Source organism: Chitinophaga sp. 9-1-y (assembly GCF_059511905.2).
On the sequence record NZ_CM197955.1, the window covers coordinates 3,210,956 to 3,227,245 of the forward strand.

At 47.0% G+C, this 16,290-nt stretch carries 13 protein-coding genes; 8 read left to right on the forward strand and 5 right to left on the reverse strand.

Annotated elements, in window-relative coordinates:
- Window positions 1-19 precede the first annotated feature (19 nt).
- The 5 genes from AC5ZC7_RS12630 (at window position 20) to AC5ZC7_RS12650 (ending at window position 7,731) form a co-directional block, all read left to right on the forward strand.
- Window positions 20-337, forward strand: coding sequence for a DUF6660 family protein (locus AC5ZC7_RS12630; RefSeq protein ID WP_496161665.1), 318 nt, complete (start codon window positions 20-22; stop codon window positions 335-337).
- Window positions 338-463: 126 nt separating this feature from the next.
- On the forward strand, window positions 464-3,568 hold the full coding sequence (locus AC5ZC7_RS12635) for a CusA/CzcA family heavy metal efflux RND transporter (RefSeq protein ID WP_496161666.1): 3,105 nt from the start codon (window positions 464-466) through the stop codon (window positions 3,566-3,568).
- Window positions 3,565-4,797, forward strand: a complete 1,233-nt coding sequence (locus tag AC5ZC7_RS12640) for a TolC family protein (protein WP_496161667.1) — start codon at window positions 3,565-3,567, stop codon at window positions 4,795-4,797. Before AC5ZC7_RS12635 ends, AC5ZC7_RS12640 begins: the two co-directional genes overlap by 4 nt.
- A gap of 57 nt (window positions 4,798-4,854) precedes the next feature.
- Entirely contained in the window at window positions 4,855-6,033 is a 1,179-nt protein-coding gene (locus tag AC5ZC7_RS12645) for an efflux RND transporter periplasmic adaptor subunit (protein ID WP_496161668.1), read from the forward strand.
- 69 nt (window positions 6,034-6,102) lie between these two features.
- Window positions 6,103-7,731: a hypothetical protein gene (locus AC5ZC7_RS12650; RefSeq protein ID WP_496161669.1), complete on the forward strand. Its 1,629-nt coding sequence runs from the start codon at window positions 6,103-6,105 to the stop codon at window positions 7,729-7,731.
- A 34-nt stretch (window positions 7,732-7,765) separates the two neighbouring features.
- Here the strand turns inward: AC5ZC7_RS12650 and nfi are convergent, their stop codons facing one another.
- Genes nfi through AC5ZC7_RS12665 form a run of 3 tightly spaced genes read right to left on the reverse strand, consistent with a single transcriptional unit; the run spans window position 7,766 to window position 10,373 of the window.
- Entirely contained in the window at window positions 7,766-8,455 is a 690-nt protein-coding gene (gene nfi, locus AC5ZC7_RS12655) for a deoxyribonuclease V (RefSeq protein WP_496161670.1), read from the reverse strand.
- Window positions 8,456-8,478: 23 nt separating this feature from the next.
- On the reverse strand, window positions 8,479-9,687 hold the full coding sequence (locus AC5ZC7_RS12660) for a DUF763 domain-containing protein (protein ID WP_496161671.1): 1,209 nt from the start codon (window positions 9,685-9,687) through the stop codon (window positions 8,479-8,481).
- A gap of 20 nt (window positions 9,688-9,707) precedes the next feature.
- On the reverse strand, window positions 9,708-10,373 hold the full coding sequence (locus AC5ZC7_RS12665) for an MgtC/SapB family protein (protein ID WP_496161672.1): 666 nt from the start codon (window positions 10,371-10,373) through the stop codon (window positions 9,708-9,710).
- 162 nt (window positions 10,374-10,535) lie between these two features.
- On the opposite strand from AC5ZC7_RS12665, the gene AC5ZC7_RS12670 reads away from it, so the two are divergent.
- The 3 genes from AC5ZC7_RS12670 to AC5ZC7_RS12680 all read left to right on the forward strand — a co-directional run bounded on the left by AC5ZC7_RS12670 (window position 10,536) and on the right by AC5ZC7_RS12680 (window position 12,949).
- Window positions 10,536-10,703 (forward strand): hypothetical protein, encoded by a 168-nt coding sequence (locus AC5ZC7_RS12670; RefSeq protein ID WP_496161673.1) that lies wholly within the window; start codon window positions 10,536-10,538, stop codon window positions 10,701-10,703.
- Window positions 10,704-10,792: 89 nt separating this feature from the next.
- Window positions 10,793-11,038: a hypothetical protein gene (locus tag AC5ZC7_RS12675; RefSeq protein WP_496161674.1), complete on the forward strand. Its 246-nt coding sequence runs from the start codon at window positions 10,793-10,795 to the stop codon at window positions 11,036-11,038.
- Between the two features lie 132 nt (window positions 11,039-11,170).
- Window positions 11,171-12,949: an ABC transporter transmembrane domain-containing protein gene (locus AC5ZC7_RS12680; protein ID WP_496161675.1), complete on the forward strand. Its 1,779-nt coding sequence runs from the start codon at window positions 11,171-11,173 to the stop codon at window positions 12,947-12,949.
- A gap of 188 nt (window positions 12,950-13,137) precedes the next feature.
- On the opposite strand, the gene AC5ZC7_RS12685 is transcribed toward AC5ZC7_RS12680, so the two are convergent.
- On the reverse strand, window positions 13,138-13,611 hold the full coding sequence (locus tag AC5ZC7_RS12685) for a hotdog domain-containing protein (RefSeq protein WP_496161676.1): 474 nt from the start codon (window positions 13,609-13,611) through the stop codon (window positions 13,138-13,140).
- Between the two features lie 30 nt (window positions 13,612-13,641).
- The gene (locus AC5ZC7_RS12690) at window positions 13,642-16,131 is read right to left on the reverse strand and encodes a TonB-dependent receptor domain-containing protein (protein ID WP_496161677.1); all 2,490 of its coding nucleotides are present in this window, start codon (window positions 16,129-16,131) and stop codon (window positions 13,642-13,644) included.
- Window positions 16,132-16,290 lie beyond the last annotated feature (159 nt).

Here is a 16,290-nt window from a genome sequence, read left to right on the forward strand (position 1 = left end):
AATTTTTACATTTGTACACATGAAGTGGTTACTTTATATATTCAGCTGTTATATACTGTTGCTGTCGTGCATACCCTGCACCGACAACAATAGCGTTGGCAGCGGCTCTGCGGTACCTTCCGCACTGCTGAGTACTTCCCATAACCACGAATCATCGCAACCGGATTTTTGCTCTCCTTTATGTGTTTGCAGCTGTTGTAATGTGCAGGTTACACCGGGCACTCCTCTGATCGTTTATTTTAACGTACAACAGGTCATCATCGACTATCCTGTTATGCGGGTTAATCCACTTCCTTCTTCCTCAGACAATATCTGGCAGCCTCCCCAGCTGGTTTAATCATGTTTTACGGAATGTTTTTGCTATGAGCGTATCCGCATCACTATAAGATGCAGATATGGTTCAGGTACATCATTTTTATTACTCATTGAATCAATCATGCTGGATAAGATTATTCGTTTCTCTGTGAGAAACAAATTAGTGATTGGTATCCTCACGCTCATATTGGCAGCCTGCGGTACCTATTCACTGTTACGACTACCCGTAGATGCGGTACCGGATATCACCAATAACCAGGTACAGGTTATCACCCAATCACCCTCCCTGGCAGCCCAGGAGGTAGAAAGACTGATTACTTTTCCCATTGAACAAACGATGGCGGTTATTCCTGAGCTGGCGGAAGTACGCTCTATCTCCAGGTTTGGGCTTTCCGTAGTGACCATCGTATTTCACGACGATGTAGATATTTACTGGGCCAGGCAACAAGTCAACGAAAAGCTGGGAGAAGCCAAAAGCAATATTCCGCCGGGGATAGGTACCCCGGAAATGTCGCCGATTTCCAGCGGACTGGGAGAAGTATATCAATATGTATTACACCCGCAGAAAGGCTATGAAGATAAATTCAATGCCCGGGACCTGCGTACCATACAAGATTGGTACGTACGGCGGCAATTGCTGGGAACACCCGGTGTGGCAGAAGTAAATAGCTTCGGCGGTTTGCTGAAACAATACCAGGTAACCCTGAACCCCGATAAGCTGCGTAGCTACCAGCTCAGTATTGCGGATGTATTTAATGCACTGGAGCGGAATAACCAGAACACAGGCGGCGCATATATTGATAAAAAGCCGAACGCCTATTTTATACGTAGCGAAGGGTTGATTGGCGGACTGGCGGACATAGAAAAGATTGTCATTAAAAATATTCCCAATGGCCTGCCGGTACTGGTAAGAGATGTGGCCGCGGTACAGGTTGGCGATGCCGTACGTTACGGAGCACTCACCCGTAATGCCAGCGGAGAAGCAGTTGGAGGCATTGTAATGATGCTGAAGGGAAAGAATTCCAATGAGGTAGTGAAGGCGGTGAAAGCACGCATTGCACAGATACAGAAAACGCTGCCGCCAGGTGTGGTGGTGGAGCCTTTCCTGGACCGGAGCGAGTTTGTAGGCAGAGCGGTGGGCACGGTACAGAAAAACCTCATTGAAGGAGCGTTGATAGTGATTTTTGTGCTGGTACTGTTTCTTGGTAACCTCCGTGCTGGGCTGATTGTAGCCTCCGTGATTCCGCTGTCGATGTTGTTTGCGATTTCTATGATGTACCTGTTTGGGGTATCCGGCAACCTGATGAGCCTTGGGGCAATTGACTTCGGGCTGATTGTAGACGGGGCAGTGATCATTGTAGAAGCCACGCTGCATCACCTGGCGGGCAGAAATAAAACCAAAGGATTGCTGCGACTATCGCAGGCAGAAATGGATACAGAGGTATACGATGCTGCCACTAAAATACGCAGCACCGCCGCTTTCGGTGAAATTATCATCCTCATTGTATACTTGCCTATCCTCGCGTTGACCGGTATTGAAGGAAAGATGTTCCGCCCGATGGCGCAAACTGTTTCTTTCGCCATCCTGGGAGCATTTATTTTATCCCTGACGTATGTGCCAATGATGTCAGCCTTATTCCTGAGCAAAAACCTGAAGGATAAGGTAACGATTTCAGACCGGCTGATGAATTTCTTCCAGCGTATATACACACCCGTTATCCGGGGTGCATTACGTGCAAAGGCACTGGTAACGGGTACGGCCATCGGGTTGTTTGTGATAGCATTATTTGTATTTAGTAAGATGGGAGGAGAATTTATCCCTACCCTGGAAGAGGGCGATTTTGCCGTGGAAACCCGTTTGCTCACGGGCAGTTCTTTGTCAGAAACCATTGATAAAGTAAGCCTGGCTTCAGGCATATTAATGAAGCAGTTTCCGGAAGTAAAAGAGGTGATTGGTAAGATAGGGGCGGCAGAAATTCCAACAGATCCAATGCCAATGGAGGCTTGTGATCTGACCATTTTACTCAAGCCAAAAAAAGAATGGACCAGCGCCCGCTCGCGGGAAGAACTGGCCAATAAAATGCAGGAGGCCCTGGAAGCTATTCCAGGAGTGAGCTTCGGCTTTAGCCAGCCTATCCAGCTTCGGTTTAATGAGCTGATTTCCGGCGTGCGGCAGGATGTGGGGATTAAGATATTTGGGGAGGACTTACCCATCCTCGCGGGGCTGGCGGAAAAGATTGGTGCCATTGTAAATCGTACTCCCGGCGCCAAAGACCTTTACGTAGAACAAACAGGTGGCTTGCCACAAATAGTGGTAACCGCCAACAGGGATAAAATAGCCCGTTACGGACTGGACATTGCCACCATTAACCAGGCTATCAATACCGCATTTGCCGGCCAGAGCGCCGGACTGGTATATGAGGGCGAAAAACGTTTCGAACTGGTGCTCCGGTTGGAACAGCAGAGTCGTCAACAATTGGCGGACGTGCAGAACCTTTATATCACCACGCCTTCCGGCAACCAGGTACCCTTGGCGGAGGTGGCCGACGTTACCATGACTACAGGTCCTAACCAGGTACAACGCGAAGATGCCAAACGTAGAACCATTGTAGGTTTTAACGTTCGTGGCCGGGATATTACCAGCGTAGTGGCCGATATAGAAAAAGCCATAGAGAAAGAAATAAAACTGCCTACAGGCTACTTTATACGCTATGGCGGACAATTCGAAAATTTGAAAGAAGCTAACCAGCGTTTATCCGTGGCCGTGCCAGTAGCGTTGCTGCTGATTTTTGGTTTGTTGTATTTCACTTTCCATTCCGTCAAACAATCGTTACTCATTTTTACAGCAATTCCTATGTCGGCCATAGGCGGGGTGTTTGCGCTCTACCTGAGAGGATTGCCTTTCAGCATCTCTGCGGGTGTAGGCTTCATCGCGTTGTTCGGCGTGGCGGTATTGAATGGTATTGTGCTGATAGGAGAGTTTAACCGGTTAAAACAATCAGGTTTGACGGACCTGAACAGCATTGTACTAAATGGAACGGCTACACGCTTACGGCCGGTATTGATGACGGCTTTTGTGGCCTCTCTCGGATTTTTGCCAATGGCACTGGCCACCAGCGCGGGCGCAGAGGTACAGCGTCCACTGGCCACCGTAGTGATTGGCGGATTGATTACTTCCACCTTACTCACCTTACTGGTATTACCTTGTTTATACCTCTATTTTGAAAAAGGGTTTTCAAAACAAAAATTATGATGATCAGAATATTGCTCTTTTTACTGCTTCCATTTTCGGTGTTGGCGCAAACATCGCCGCTCACCATGGAAACAGCTGTGCAGCAGGCGTTGCAGCAAAACAAAGGTTTGAAATCAGCCGGTGCTTCCGTGGATTATTACCGCAAGCTGGTCAGTACCAGTGGAGAATTACCCAAAACGGAAGTAAGCCTGCAATACGGGCAAACCAACAGTTATGTATCCAATGATAATAACTACACGGTGTCGCAGACGATTCCATTTCCTTCTTTGTTTGGCGCAAAACGCCAACTCAATAATGCCCAGGTAGATAAAGCCGTGTGGTTAAAAGCCGCTACTCAAAATGAGTTGATCTACCAGGTAAAACAGGTATATGTACAGCTGTTGTACCTGCAGGAAGTAAAAGCGTTGATTGTTCACCAGGACAGTCTGTTTACCAATTTCGTACGTACCGCTGATCTGCGTTACAGAACAGGGGAGAGCAGGATGCTCGAAAAGATAGCAGCAGAAGGACGTTTGAATGAAGTGTGTAATTCACTGCGGCAAAATGAAGCGGATACAAAGATCTACACGGCGCGCTTACAGGCGCTGATGGGTACTACCGCACCACTGACGATTACGGAGCGTACCATCCCGGAAGCCAATCTGCTGTTGAGCAGCGACTCAGCAGCGTTGGCGGCCAACCCACAGTTACAGTACCTGAAGCAGGAAATCGCGATTGCGGAGAAGCAACAGAAAGTGTTCAAAGCAGCGATACTGCCGGATATTACAGTAGGCTACTTTAACCAGTCGTTTATTGGCAACCCGTTAAACGCAACCGGATCCCCGGTGGCTACAAACAGCAACCGCTTCCAGGGCTTCCAGGTAGGACTTGCATTACCGTTGTGGATGGGGCCCATGAAGGCGAAAGTAAGAGCCGAAGAAAAGCAGCAACAGGCGGCTAGTTTGCATTATGAAAATAATGTCACACAACTGCAATCGCAGTATGAACAGGCCGTACAGCAGTTCATTAAGAACCGCAACAGCCTGGAATTTTATCAGCGTACCGCTTTGCCGAATGCGGAATTACTGTTGAAACAATCTGAGAAATCATACAGCAGTGGCGACATTGGCTACGCCGAGTACTTCCTGAACCTGGAACATGGGCTGGCAGCGCAACAAGGTTATCTGCTGGCACGAAACGATGTAAAACAAGCGGAATTATACATGGCTTTCCTTGCCGGACAGCCTTAAGCCGCAGGGAATTAAGCCTTCAGGGGCCTGTGTTCAATTTATTTAAAACGATCCATTATGCAATTAGTAAAAAAATATATCCTCCTCCCGGTAATTACATTGGCTGCTGCTATGTTAGTAGTTTCCTGTGGTAGTAAACCCAAAGCAGGGGAAGCTGCCGACGCCCACGATCACGAAGAAGAAACGGGGGTAGTAGAGCTGACCGCCGAACAATTTAAAACCGTAGGTATTACCTACGGCAAACCGGAAAACCGCCAGATCAGCGGCGCGCTGAAAGTGAATGGGCTGCTGGATGTTCCGCCGCAGCAACAGGTGAGTATTGCTGTACCAATGGGGGGCTTTGTAAAACAAACGGAATTACTGCAGGGCATGCGGGTGAAGAAAGGCCAGGTGATTGCCGTATTGGAGAACCTGGATTATATACAACTACAGCAGGATTACCTGGAAACCAGGAGCCAGCTGGAATATGCGAGCAAGGAATATGAGCGTCAGCAGGAACTGTCTAAGGAAAACGTAAACGCGCTGAAGACTTTTCAACAGGCGAAGGCTACCTGGCAAACCCTGCAGGCCAAGGAAAATGGACTGAGACAAAAGCTGGCGGTACTGAACGTGAATATGCCGGCACTCGAAAAAGGAAACATTCAACGGACGGTAAATGTTGTTACGCCCATCAGTGGCTATGTAACGCAGGTAAATGTGAACCTGGGCCAGTTTGTAACGCCGGCAGATATCCTGTTTCGCATTGTCAATACCGAACATTTGCATGCAGAGTTAACGGTATTTGAGAAGGATATTCCCAAGCTTAAATTGGGACAACTGGTTCGTTTTACGCTGGCGAATGAAACAACGCAGCGGGAGGCCACCATCCACCTGATTGGACGCGAAATCAGTACAGAAAGAACCGTGAGAGTGCATTGCCACCTGGAAACGGAAGATACACAACTGTTACCTGGTACCTATTTACAGGCGTTGATTGAAACGGGTGGTGGGAATGTAAAAGCGCTGCCGGATGCCGCCATCGTGACTTTTGAGAATAAGGCCTATGTATTTCTTAAACAGCCGGGTACGGATAGTACTTTCCATTTCAAAATGCAGGAAGTACAGAAAGGTAACAGCGAACAGGGATACACAGAGGTAACGTTACCTGCCGATGCGCCGGATGCGGAAGTGGTAGTAACAGGTGCCTACGACCTGCTGGCCAAGACGAAAAATAGCGGGGAACACGAAGGCCATTAATACCCTGGGCTTCCATCTCTTTAAAATTTAAATAATTTCATATATTTGAAATTATTAATTGATAAGAAAATGAACTATTTAAGATGCCCTATGCTATTGCTCACCCTGTTGCTCTCCACCTTTGCATTTGCCCAGGTGCCGGTGGTTACATTGGGACCTGCATTTGAAGAGCCGGGAGATGGGTGGGATAAACTGATGCAGCTGAAGAATGGAAACACCCTTTACCTGCATTTCTCTAAGAAAGGAGGATTGTCGGTATCCACGTATAATGCGCAGCATGAGTTAACGGTGACCGATACGGTGCATACGCAGCAATGGAACAGCACCGACCTGGAGTCGACCGAAATAGACGGCATCTACGAAATAAACGGGCAACCAGTGATCTTCCTGCAGCAATTAGTAAAGTCTAACCCGGTATTATACCGGTTGGTACTGGATGCCAAAACAGGCAGGTTGCTGCGGGAAGATAAGCTGGGAGAATTACCATCTGTAGAGCATCGCAGTGTGTTTGTGGATGATAACCTGGCCTCGCATGATATTTATGTAGAGAAAGACCCGAATAGCGACTATTACGCCGTAGCCTTGTTTTCCGGCGCATTCATTCAGAAAAACGACAGCATCCATGAACGGATACAGGTGCTGCATTTCTCGCCTGATCACCAGATGATTCACCGGGGTTGGCTCTATGTAGCCGATACTTCGTATAGCTATTTCAGTTATATTAATATGGCTGTAGCCGGCAGGGAACATGTATACCTGGGAACAGTGGCTTTCAATGCAAAACGTGGAGATGGAATTGAAGCGCCTAAAGTCCTGTTTTCAATGCTCTCGCCTGATTCTGCTACCTTTTCCCATCATGTACTGGACTACAGTATTGGCGCGGGGAATGTAGGTGGTTATATACAAACAGTACCCGATGCCGCGTTGGTGCGCATGTTATTGTTTATTCCGGCGAAACAGAAGGAGGGTGGCAGCGGTATCATCCTGAATACTTTCCAGGCCGCTACCGGCAAGCTAAAGAAACATGTGCAGCTGACTTTTCCGGAGCTGGCCCGCAACGTAGAAATCAACCTGGGTTATAAAGAACCGTATAAAGGAACACCACAACGGTTACTCCTAAACGAAGATGGCAGCAGTACACTGCTCCTCGAAAATCTTTCTTTCTTCAAACAGGGTAATTCGCAAATCAATAAACTGCATACTAACCTGGGAGATATAGGCGTTGTTCAGCTGGATACCGCAGGCCGGGAAAACACCACCCTGGCTGTTTCCAAATACCAGGTCATTACCGGTGTTTGCGAGCCTTTTCAATTGCAGCGTCGTGCTAAGAGTGAATGGATATTCCGTAACAAAATAGCGGCGCTGAATACCAATACCTGGCTCTCGTATGACTATATTCCCCGCTCGTCCGCTTCTTTCGTGTTATTCAATGATTACCTGCAATATCTGGATACCGGGGGGGCAGACCGGGTGCGTAAACCACTGAAATTTGCAGCAGATGCCAACTTTGTATGCTATCGCTTTTTCAATGGGAAAATGGAGCGGTTGTATTTGTTCGGAATGCCGGAAGTAACCAAGGGATATGCCTGTATGATGGGGGCAGCAGATTATAAGGCACAAACAGGTAGTTATGCTACGGTACTCATTTCCCGCAAAGGAACGGAGAAAACCGCCCAGGTTGCCTGGATACAATTTTAACAGACCAGTTAGGCGCAGTCATGTGCCTAACCGATTATAGTTCACTCCATCCGACAGGTATTTCTCCCAGGCGAAACTGGTTGACCGCGTTATGCGCCAGCCGTGTTGGTTCCGGCAACCGGTAGGCCTTCACACATTGTTCAATGATATGGAGGCTCCCGGGAACATCCGTGAGGTGTCCGGGAGATACGAAAATGGGCTTGACTTTAGTTTTGCTCCGCAGTACATTTCCCAGTACCTGTCCCTGTTTATCTGTAAGCGGCGTGTGGCTGCCTTTTTCAGGTGCTGGTTCTTCATAGTTTCCAAACAATTTTTTCTTGGCGCTGCCAATAGTTGGCTGGTTAGTTAACACACCGAAATGCGAGGCAATACCCATGCGACGGGGATGGGCAATACCATGGCCGTCAACCACCAGGATATCTGGTTTGATGGGTAATTGCTCCCAGGCATCCAGTAGGGCAGGTACTTCGCGGAAGGCCAGGAAGCCGGGAACATAAGGAAACAGTACTTCTTTTTTTACCAGGCTATAACCCACCGGCAGGAGAGAAGGAAATTGCAACAACACAATGCCGGCATATACGGTAGTGCTGAATTTATTGAAAGAAATATCCGCGCCGGCAATATAGTTTACGGGATCTTTGTGGGGAATTATCTGTATCTCGTTTTGCAGGTCCCGTTGAATGCGCGTGGCTTCCGGTATGGTGAGCTCATCATAGTTAATCATGGATACCGATATTTTATTGCTACTTAGAAAAGCGTCAGCTGATCCCCGCTTTTAGGCGCCGCTGGTTTTACGGCTTTTCCAAAAACAGTTCTGCCGCCGTATTGCCAGGAGTTTTGACGTTCCTGTTCTATGACTTTATCAAAATTGGTATTCGGTTCAAAGTCTGCTTCTATTTGCCGGGAGAGTTCAGATAATTTACGGATAGCATCTTTTTTTTCTGACTCACCCACTTTCGCCTTGTGCAGGGCTTCTTTGAGTGTTTGGATGGTTTCATCATAAATGCGGGTGGGCACCGGAAAAGGATGACCATCCTTACCTCCATGGGCAAACGAAAACCGGGCCGGGTCTTCAAAGCGTGACGGGGTACCGTGAATGACTTCACTCACGAGGGTGAGTGACTGTAACGTTCGCGGCCCCACGCCTTCCAACATCAGCAGGGCTTCAAAGTTGGCCGGATGTGTGTCGTGCGCCAATGCGAGTACGCTGCCCAGTCTTTTCAGGTTTACATTTTCTGCTCTCACTTCATGATGGGAGGGCAGAATGAGGTGTTTAATCTCCGGCAACAGGTGTGCGGGCTTCTCAGTGGTGAGCTGTAGAATACCGGCTTTAGTGGTATCGGCGTGCAGATCCGTGAGGTTCAGGATTTGCCCCTGGTTACGTCCGTATATAAAAGTGTGTGGAGCTGCGGTAAAGGAGCTAAACGATGCAGAATGCCAGTGATAGCGCCTGGCCATGCTGCTGGCGTCGTTCATGCCCTGTTGTACTACCGTCCATTCGCCTTCATCGGAAAGAATAAAAGAATGCAGGTAAAGCTGGAAACCGTCCTGAATGGCAGTGTTATCCACCTTTGCCGTGAGCTTGCTGCTGTATACCAGTTGATCGCCGGGAAGCCCGGTTTTATGAGCGATGGCTATCAGTTCTGCCGGGGTTTGTTTGCTATGGCGGCCTTTGCCTCCGCAGATATAAATACCCAGTTCAGAAGAACGGGGATTGACGGCTTTCTTGAGTGCACCCATGACGCTGGTGGTGATCCCGGAGGAATGCCAGTCCATTCCCAATACACAGCCCAATGCCTGAAACCAACAGGGATCACTCAGCCGCTTTATCACTTCTCCTTTTCCATAATCGGTTACAATAGCCTCTACAATGGCGCCGCCTAAAAGGCTCATGCGCCTCGCCAGCCAGGGTGGTACCTGACCGTAGTGTAAAGGCAGATCTGCATATGATGACATGTTACTTCATTAAAAGATCTTTACAATGGGTTCGACTGCACCTGGTACTGGAAGATGCTTTTGTTGTGTAACAAAAAGTCGTCCAGTAGTTCCATTTTGCTGCGATGGCCCCGCACCGCGTAATTTACCTCTATCATATTTTCCTTTCTCACCACCAGCAGTTTCCGGTACTTCAGCTGAAAACTTTGTAGGATATTTTCAACATCGGTGTGTGGAAATTTCTCTTCATAAAAATATAAAGTATACAATCGTTTATCATTTATAGTGGCAATACTTCTCTCTACAAACTCCAGGAAGAACAACACTATTAACGAACCAGCCAGTGCAGCGGCTGCCAGCCAGTACTGGCTCATACCTACTGCCATGCCGATGGCTGCTGCAATCCAGATTGCAGCAGCCGTGGTAATACCGTCTATGGTGTAGTCTCCTTTGAAAATTACACCAGCTCCAATGAAACCCACACCGGTAAGGATGTTGGAGGCCACACGATCAGCGGAGTTAGGGAAACCCAGTTCCGCAGAGAGGATAGTGAATACCGCGCTGCTCATACATATCAGCGTCATGGTACGCATACCTGCCGCCTTTCGTTTATATTCTCGTTCCAATCCCAGTAATGCCCCCATCACCAATGCTATCAACACTTTCAGCAATTGATCTTCTTCTATGATTTGCAAAACATGTTTCATGAGGTGAAAATATATTGTTACAAATGTAAGGGTTGGCACAATTCTTTCCAGTAACAAAAAAGTAACAAACATTTAAAGCGTTTGTACGAAAAATTGTAAAGTCGACGTTTAGTAACCATAATTTGTTTTTTAATGGAACCCTTTTTTTATAAAACCTGTATCGTGTTATGTATCGCTGGGATACTCAGTATATTTCTCTTTTCCTGCAGCGGTTCAAAAGAAGCAAGTCGGGAAGCTGATTCTGCTGCCGTGGCCATACCTAAGGTAGACAGTACCAGTGTGATCCCGGTAGATACCACGAAAACCAAACCCGATACGGCGCGTTTGTAATTGATGGCGCGTTTGTAATTGATAATGTTTAAGGAGTGAGCTTTGTTAACTACGCTAACCTGATTACTTCACCCTTAAACAATGGTATTATGCAAAAAATCACAAACATGTTCATGCTGGCCGGAGTAGGTATTTTATTACTGACAGCATGTGGCAACGGGAAACAACCGGCTTCAGATTCTACCGTTAATACGATGGATACCTCCGCTGCCCCTTTAACACCCGACACCGCTCCGGCTGCTCAAATGCCGCCAGGTGCTATTAATCCCGGCGAAGATTCTTCCCGGTATGGCACAGGTGCAGGTGATTCCTCTAAAAACAGACCACGGCGTTAAATACGTGGCACAACGCCTCCGGATTTTGTACTGCTGGTCAAAGCCGGAGGCGTTATAAAATTTTATCCCGCTTTTTTCAATATATTTGATGCTTGTTCGTCTACCTCTATATAATCAAGCTATATCCGAAAAATGCAACATGAAAACGAGCTGGGAGCCTCATCACCCAAGAAACCCATTAAACTGGCATCCCTGAAAAAAACATTCCGCCTGTTCCGTTATGTAAAACCTTACTGGCCAGAATTTGCACTAGGCTTATTGTTTCTCCTGATTTCCAGTTTGGCCGGACTTGCTTTTCCCAAGTTGTTAGGTAACCTGGTAGATCCCGGCAGCAATGTAAACCTGGTAAAGGGGTTCAATAAAGCAGGTATCATGCTGCTGGCCGTGCTGGTAGGCCAAGCCATCTTCTCCTTTTTTCGAATTATATTATTTGTTAATGTAACAGAAAAGACATTGGCGGCCCTCCGCCAAACTATTTATAGTCACCTGATCCGCCTGCCGATGAAATTTTTTCTCGAAAGAAGGGTAGGTGAATTAAGCAGCCGTATATCTTCAGACATTTCCCTGTTGCAGGAAACGTTTACAACCACGCTGGCTGAATTTATCCGGCAAATGATTATCATTATTGGGGGCGTAGTCATACTGCTTATTACTTCTCCCAAGCTTACCGCTTTTATGCTGGCCATTTTGCCGGTGATGATGGTGGCAGCTGTATTCTTTGGAAAATTTATCCGTCGCTTTTCTAAACAGGTGCAGGAGCAGGTAGCAGCCTCCAATACGGTAGTAGAAGAAACCCTGCAGGGGATTCTCAACGTGAAAGCGTTTGCAAACGAATTTTTTGAAATTGCACGTTACCGGCAACGTACCAACGAAGCTGCCCGCATAGGAATGAAAAGCGGCAAGTATCGTGGTGCTTTTTCATCGTTCATTATCATGGGGATTTTCGGCGCCCTCGTAGCCGTTATCTGGAGAGGCGTTGCCATGGGCATGCCTACCTCGTCGCTGCTATCCTTTGTGTTGTATTCCCTGTTTATAGGCGGCTCTATTGCAGGCCTGGCAGAAGTATATACCAATTTGCAAAAAAGTATCGGAGCTACGGAACACCTGCTGGAAATCCTGGATGAACCGGAGGAAGCTATATCACCCGTTACTGAAATAGCGCCGGAAAACCAGCTGGATGGGCAAATCAGTTTCCGTAATATCTCTTTCCATTATCCATCCCGCCCGGATCTTACCATCATGAACAACATATCCTTTGATGTATACGCGGATCAGAAAGTAGCGTTGGTGGGACCCAGCGGCGCCGGCAAAAGCACTATTGTGTCCTTACTGTTACGCCTGTACGATCCGGTAAGCGGCAGCATCCTGTTTGATGGAAAAGAAAGCCATTCCTTCCCATTATCGGAACTCCGTTCTCAAATGGCGGTGGTACCACAGGACGTGTTCCTTTTTGGTGGCACCATTGGGGAAAATATTGCCTATGGTAAGCCCGGCGCCTCTGTAGCTGAAATGGAAGCCGCTGCCAGGCAAGCCAATGCCTGGGAATTCATACAGCGGTTCCCGTTAGGGCTGGACACCATTGTAGGTGAGCGCGGTATACAACTCTCCGGTGGGCAACGGCAACGGATTGCGATTGCCAGGGCCGTGTTGAAAAATCCACGTATCCTTATCCTGGACGAAGCTACGTCCGCACTGGATTCCGAATCCGAGCGACTGGTACAGGACGCGCTGGATAAATTGATGGAAGGACGTACCTCCATTGTGATTGCACACCGACTGGCCACCATTCGCGAAGCCGATAAAATAATTGTACTGGATAAAGGACAAATTGTAGAAGAAGGTACGCACAGTGAACTGATAGGATTGGATGGATTGTACAGAAGTTTGAGCGATATGCAGTTTAGCAGCTAAGCGAATTTTGTCTGCAGGCAGGATTAAACTGATTATTCTGATTTTTATTTTTTGATTTAAAAAGATGAGGGGAGACATAAGCTTATCGCTTATATCTCCCCTCATCTTTTTAAATCTTGTAAAGTCAAAAAAATAATATCGGTAAAATCAGAATAATCAGTTTAATCCTGCCTGCAGACAAAATTCGCTTACATATACGGCTTCATCTCCTCGTCAATATCTTTCCGTAAATCCATCAGTTTCTTTGCATAACCTTCCATCTGGATTTCATTGGCGGTGTGGGGAGTCCATTTGGGTACAGATACGGTTTTGCCGGTATCGTCTACTGCGGCGAAAACCATCACACAGTGGGTAGTTTTGGTTTTCTGTTGTTGCCGTGGATTACCCGCAAATACATCAATGGAAATGTGCATGCTGGTATTGCCGGTATAAATAATGCTGGCGTTTATTTCTACCAGGTCGCCGATAGCGATAGGTTTGAAAAAGCGGATGCCTCCCACATAAACGGTTACTGCATATTGTCCGCTCCAGTTGGCAGCACAGGTATAGCCAGCCTGGTCAATCCATTTCATAACCGAGCCTCCATGTACTTTTCCGCCAAAATTTACATCAGAGGGCTCGGCCAGGAAACGGAGGGTAATGGTGTGATAAATTGAATCCATAGTTGTTGTTTACGAACTACAAATTACGAATTAATAATTATCACCTCCACCCATATCATTGCCGTTCTCTTTGGACTTGTTGTTTTTCCGTTTAAACAGGTTCATGTCCATTTTACCAAAACGCCAGGTAGCGTTCAGTCTCAGTTCACGAGAGAGACGTTTGCGGTAGTTCTCCTGCTCTGAAAAAGACGTGGTGGTATAAGAGAGGTTGCGGTCTGTATTAAAAATATCGTTAATGCCAAGGGAAATAGACAAGGCCTTATTTTTCAGCATGTCTTTCTTGATCGCCGCATCCATGGACCATTTTGGTTCTCTTTCTCCCTGTGGTAAAATTTGTTTGGATTCATATTCTGCACTTACCTGGAACGTGAGATTCCATGGCAGTTTGGTATTACTGTTTAATTTACCAAACCAGGTAAGTCCCTGGTTAGATAAATTGCTGCCATTGCTGGTGGCGTCAATTTTGGTTTGCGCCAGGTTGATGTTCGTGGTCAGGTCCCAGATTTTTGTGAGCTGACTTCTCAATGTAAATTCGGCACCATAGGAATTCCGGGTGCTGGCATTGATAGGATAGGAGAGCAATACATGCTGTGCCTGCCCGTTCAGTTGCAGTGTGGTGTCTATATAAAAATCGGTAATCGCGTTGGTAGTATTACGATAGTATAAAGAAACCAGCAGGTTGTGTTTATGGGCAAAGTCTTTCAGGTACGACAACTCAAAAGAATTGGTAAACTCGGGTTTCAGATCCGGGTTACCGGTACTGGCGCTTTGTCCGCTGTAGTCGATCGTAGGCAACAGGTCCCGGAACCACGGGCGGCGTATGCGGCGGCTGTAGTTCAGTTGCAATTCATGATCTCCTTTAAACTTCTGCGAGAGGAATATGCTGGGGAAGAAGCTGACCGGGTAGCTGATTTTATAAGAAGATTTCTCTCCCAGCCTGGTTTCTCCGTTATAGTTAGATTGTTCTGCACGCAAGCCTACCTGGTAGCCGAAGTTATCTTTGGCGCCGGTATAGCTTACATAGCCGGCATTGATCTGTTCCTGGTAATGATAGTTATTAGAGAGGGCAGAATCCAGGGTGAAGTCGCCGGCAGGATAGTTCTGTCCGTACGTATTGGTGAAGTTATCGAACTGGCGGGTGTTGCTGCGCAATCCCATTTCAATTTTAGACTTCTCGGTCAGCGGTTTTACGTAATCTATTTGTGCGGTAAGATAGGTAGTGGTTCCTGCTCCGCTGCCATTACGTAATTGCGGCTTTTTAGGATCATAAATTGGTTTGCCTGCCAGGTCGTAGTACTGGAGAGAAAATCCGGAACTGTTGTCGCCGGTAGCATGGTTATAGGTAAAATCGGCAGTCAGTTCTTCTCCTTCTTTTGCAAACGTATGCTTGTATCCCAATTGTGTAGTATAGTTACGGAAACCGTTCAGGGTATTGTCGATGCCGGTGGCATAGCGAACTTTCTGGCGCTTTACATCCAGTTCATTAACGGTTTGTTCATTGTATTTATTAAAATTACCTCCGGTAATATTCTCGGAAATGGTAATGGTATTGCGGTTGTCGATGAACCAGTCGAATCCGATACGGCCTGTTTGGAATTTACGGTAGAAGTCACCGTCTTCCAGTTGTTCAGTATAGGTAGTGGTATCGGAGCCTATATTTTTTCTGAACAGGCGGCTGGTCATGGGTGATTTACGATTGCGGACATTGTAGTTAATGAAGAAATTAAACTTCTCCTGGCGGAGGTTGAAATCAACGCCACCGTTGGTGCTGCCGAGAGAGGTAGCGCCCGCGTTAATGGATCCGTTAATACCGGCTTTTTTATTCTTTTTAAGTACAATGTTTAAAATACCGCTCATGCCTTCCGCATCATATTTGGCGGAGGGGTTGGTGACTACTTCAATATTCTGGATGGCGTCTGCGGGGATCTGGTCGAGGGTGAGTGTAGACGGGCGTCCATCAATGAAAATGGTAGGGGTACCGTTACGAACGGTTACATTTCCGTCGATGTCAACATTGACAGACGGTACCTGTTTTAATACGTCTGTAGCGGTTCCACCAATGCTCGACAAATTCTTATCTACATTAAATACTCTTTTATCGATGGCCATAGTGAAGGCGGGTTTTTCGCCCACCACATTCACGGCTGCGAGTGATTTAACATTCGCTTTCAGCTTGATATTTCCCACATCAAGGCCGCTTGTTTTGGCAGAAATCACAGCCGGTTTATAGATCGTTTCGTACCCAATGAAATTAATCTTGAGAATATATTTGCTGAGGGCGATATTTTCGAAGCTGAAGTCTCCGTTAGTTTTGGAGAGCATACCAGTTTGCACAGACGAATCAGGGCGGAGCAATGCCACGGAGGCGTATTCAATAGGTTTGCCGGTTTGTGCGTCGAGCAGTTTACCATAAATGATTCCGGTATTGGCCGAGGGGCCCTTTCCTCCGGGTTGTTGCGCCATAGCGGTAAAACAACATAACAATAGCCAGCCTGTAAATAACGATACAATTTTTCTCATAATAGCTTCCAACAATTTATAGCGGGGTAAAATTAGTTTTTATGTAGGAGGAAATGCCTGTTTTTTGGATAAAAGGTTGAATGGAATCCTCTACAGTCCGCTGTTTCAACTACAGAATTGAGCAGAATTGTTGGTGGTGGCCGTTTACGGAGAAGTGCG

Coding starts and splice junctions, on each gene's coding strand:
- AC5ZC7_RS12630 (WP_496161665.1), top strand. CDS start 20: ATGAAGTGGTTACTTTATATATTCAGCTGTTATATACTGTTGCTGTCG.
- AC5ZC7_RS12640 (WP_496161667.1), top strand. CDS start 3,565: ATGATGATCAGAATATTGCTCTTTTTACTGCTTCCATTTTCGGTGTTG.
- AC5ZC7_RS12645 (WP_496161668.1), top strand. CDS start 4,855: ATGCAATTAGTAAAAAAATATATCCTCCTCCCGGTAATTACATTGGCT.
- AC5ZC7_RS12650 (WP_496161669.1), top strand. CDS start 6,103: ATGAACTATTTAAGATGCCCTATGCTATTGCTCACCCTGTTGCTCTCC.
- nfi (WP_496161670.1), bottom strand. CDS start 8,455: ATGATTAACTATGATGAGCTCACCATACCGGAAGCCACGCGCATTCAA.
- AC5ZC7_RS12660 (WP_496161671.1), bottom strand. CDS start 9,687: ATGTCATCATATGCAGATCTGCCTTTACACTACGGTCAGGTACCACCC.
- AC5ZC7_RS12665 (WP_496161672.1), bottom strand. CDS start 10,373: ATGAAACATGTTTTGCAAATCATAGAAGAAGATCAATTGCTGAAAGTG.
- AC5ZC7_RS12675 (WP_496161674.1), top strand. CDS start 10,793: ATGCAAAAAATCACAAACATGTTCATGCTGGCCGGAGTAGGTATTTTA.
- AC5ZC7_RS12680 (WP_496161675.1), top strand. CDS start 11,171: ATGCAACATGAAAACGAGCTGGGAGCCTCATCACCCAAGAAACCCATT.
- AC5ZC7_RS12685 (WP_496161676.1), bottom strand. CDS start 13,611: ATGGATTCAATTTATCACACCATTACCCTCCGTTTCCTGGCCGAGCCC.
- AC5ZC7_RS12690 (WP_496161677.1), bottom strand. CDS start 16,131: ATGAGAAAAATTGTATCGTTATTTACAGGCTGGCTATTGTTATGTTGT.